The following is a 587-nucleotide window of genomic DNA, read 5'->3' as shown; positions in this document are numbered from 1 at the left end:
GGACGGTGGTGCTCATGGCGAGCCTGTTCGAGGCCCCGCAACTGGGGATCACGGAGCTTCCCGAGGATCTGCACTATCGATTGACCGACCCCGGCACGGGCGCCGTGCTCGCCCAGGTCGCCCCGGTGGTCGTCGGGAGGTCGATGCGAGGGCCGCGCGGACTCGCCCGCCTGAAGAGGTTCGTTCGCCACGGGATGGTGGGGCTCCTCTACAAGGCGGCGCGGTACCACGTCCCGCGGATCACGTTCTGCGTCACGGACGTGCGGAACTCGACCCTCTTCTACATCGACCGTGCGGAGAAGCTGGTCGACAACCCCGCCATTCCGCAGAGCGCGGTCGTCGACCCCTCCGGCGGCGTGCTCGGATATCTGCTCAGCGACCACTACCAGACCCTGGACGCGATGAACCCGCCGGTGGACGCCCACGGGATCGCCACCGTGAGCGGGCGGCACCACCTGCGGAACCGGGACCATGAGGTCGTCGGCGAGGTCGTCCTCCGGGTGCCGTGGACCAAGTGGACCAAGGATTCGATGCAGCGGGGCCTGGCCCCCGGCGATCCCGCGATCCGCATCGTCGCGCCGGACGGC

The 587-nt window shown here is 69.7% G+C and carries 1 protein-coding gene; it reads left to right on the top strand.

Annotated features, from left to right (window positions below):
* Positions 1 to 14: 14 nt before the first annotated feature.
* Positions 15 to 587, top strand: a 573-nt coding sequence (locus tag EIO00_RS23995) for a hypothetical protein (RefSeq protein WP_140182720.1), incomplete at its 3' end; no start/stop codon positions are given.

The organism is Thermomonospora catenispora (assembly GCF_006363815.1).
Taxonomy (GTDB): domain Bacteria; phylum Actinomycetota; class Actinomycetes; order Streptosporangiales; family Streptosporangiaceae; genus Thermomonospora; species Thermomonospora catenispora.
The sequence above is the reverse complement of the archived record's forward strand: the minus strand, read 5'-3'. Positions and strand labels throughout refer to the sequence as shown.